The organism is Vibrio sp. FF145, from assembly GCF_041439075.1.
Lineage (GTDB): Bacteria > Pseudomonadota > Gammaproteobacteria > Enterobacterales > Vibrionaceae > Vibrio > Vibrio tasmaniensis_A.
The window spans coordinates 1-2,193 of sequence record NZ_JBGONH010000049.1 but is presented as its reverse complement, the minus strand read 5'-3'; the positions used below and the strand labels follow the sequence as shown (position 1 = coordinate 2,193).

At 41.2% G+C, this 2,193-nt stretch carries 2 protein-coding genes; both read left to right on the top strand.

Features of this window, described 5'->3' with window-relative positions; all coding sequences use genetic code 11:
- Positions 1–251: 251 nt before the first annotated feature.
- Positions 252–659, top strand: coding sequence for a SulA-like leucine-rich domain-containing protein (locus ACED42_RS16920; RefSeq protein WP_009846480.1), 408 nt, complete (start codon positions 252–254; stop codon positions 657–659).
- 270 nt (positions 660–929) lie between these two features.
- Positions 930–2,033 carry a phosphoribosylaminoimidazolesuccinocarboxamide synthase gene (locus tag ACED42_RS16915; protein WP_371703462.1) on the top strand — a complete coding sequence of 368 codons (1,104 nt, stop codon included), beginning with the start codon at positions 930–932 and terminating at the stop codon, positions 2,031–2,033.
- The last annotated feature ends 160 nt before the right edge of the window (positions 2,034–2,193 follow it).

Here is a 2,193-nt window from a genome sequence, read left to right as displayed (position 1 = left end):
CTATACAGGTGTATACAGTACTTTTCTGTCAAACCCACTGTATACACCTGTATAAAGCTCACATTTCTTCAACTTATGAGACAAAACAACAAATTCATTCAAATTTAATTTTTACCATATTTTCAACAGCTTAAATAAAAATCACTTACCAAACCAAGCAAGATCGTCCAATAATCCCTCAAAAAACACTTGATCTTATAAGCAACAAAAACTACTGTATACACATACAGCATGTATATAAGGACAGCAAAATGATTCCAGCACACGTTAAAGCACAACACTCTAGCCCGCTAACTCACTGCGCATTTACATCCGTCTCTCGTGACACAAAAAGTTCAAACGAAGAAGCGTTGTTTGCCAAAATGGCGTTGCTGTCCAATCAACATCAGTGGTTACTGTTTACGGCTCAAACACCAAGACCATCGGCTAAACAGCTGCAGCAACATAATGTTTGCTGTGATCGTGTTATTCACATGAAAGCCTCTAATCAAATGACAGAAGTAGAAACCGTCGAGAAAGCCATTCGATCTAAGAATGCGAGCGCGATTGTTGCGAGTGCTTCGATTGATCAATTCAGTCAGCAATACCTAAGAACATTAGGAATGCGCTTTCAGTGCGAAGTCTTCTTTATTGATGCCAATTCAGAGCGTATTCACTAGACCACCTTACTTAATAACATTTTGGCTAGCAAACTTAAGTTAACTTGACAGCATGGCTCCAAAACACAGTCCAAATATACTGCCTTCCCCTGCCTACAATTCGCCAATTTTCTAGCGAATAGTTAGGCGGGGGTTTTTATTTGATCAATAGATTTAGCAATCGTTTGCTTTTTCTCTGGAAGCAAATAGTAGATTGGGTATAATGCCCGTCTAATCATGTGCACACCGCACTTCTCTGTATGACGTTTGATAAAAGATAGGAATGTCTAAATGAGCCTTGCTGATCAAGTTCTTGCCGTAAATGATGACCTACCAATCCGTACTGATAAACCTGTCCACAGTGGCAAGGTTCGTTCGGTCTACTGGTTAACTGAAGAAGATAGCCAACGACTAATTAAAGAGAAAGGCTACGATGTAGCACCAGATGCGCCTTTAGCAATAATGGTGATCAGTGACCGTATCTCGGCATTTGATTGTATCTGGCGTGGTGAAGGGAATCTAAAAGGTGTTCCAGGTAAGGGGGCCGCTCTGAATGCTATCTCTAACCACTGGTTCAAATTATTTAAAGACAACGGCCTCGCTGACAGTCATATTCTTGATATCCCTCATCCATTCGTATGGATTGTACAAAAAGCTCGCCCAGTCATGATCGAAGCGATTTGTCGTCAATACATCACAGGTTCAATGTGGCGTGCATACGCAAACGGCGAACGCGAATTCTGTGGTATCGAGATGCCAGAAGGCCTTGAGAAAGACAAGAAATTGCCTGAGCTACTGATCACGCCTTCTACAAAAGGGATTTTGAAAGGTATTCCTGGCGTTCCAGAAGCTGATGATGTAAACATCACGCGTAACAACATCGAAGATAACTTCGCAGCATTCAATTTTACTCAAGCAAGTGACATTGCGCATTACGAGAAACTTCTAAAAGAAGGCTTCAACGTAATTAGCCAAGCGCTAGCAAAAGTCGATCAAACCTTTGTCGATACGAAATTTGAATTTGGTTACGTCAATGATGCTCAAGGTAATGAAAAGCTTATCTACATGGATGAAGTCGGTACTCCAGATTCATCTCGCATTTGGGATACTCAGGAATACAATAACGGCAACATCGTTGAGAATTCAAAAGAAGATTTCCGCCAGTTCCTACTTAACTACTTCCCTGATGCTGATATTCTTTTGAACAAAGAGCGTATGCCAGAGCGTGAAGCGTTAGCTCGTGACAATGAACTTCCATTGGATTCATTGATGTCTCTGTCACGTACTTACCTTGATATCGCGGCGAAGATTACAGGTGCGGAAATCGTACTGAGTGAGAATCCTAAGCAAGAGATCATCGATGTATTGCGTGCCAACTACGGCCTAATCGATTAATAGCGGTTAGATATCACGTTCTGCCTAAGTACAAGAACGACTTAAATACAAAAAGGGCCTCAGTATTTAGGCCCTTTTTACATGTACGTTTTAATCTTATTTGAGCTAAGCTCTAAGCTCTAAGCTCTAAGCTCTAAGCTCTAAGCTCTAAGCTCTAAGC

What these genes read in the sequence shown, in the direction of transcription:
- ACED42_RS16920 (WP_009846480.1), top strand. Translation starts at nt 252, where the DNA reads ATGATTCCAGCACACGTTAAAGCACAACACTCTAGCCCGCTAACTCAC.
- ACED42_RS16915 (WP_371703462.1), top strand. Translation starts at nt 930, where the DNA reads ATGAGCCTTGCTGATCAAGTTCTTGCCGTAAATGATGACCTACCAATC.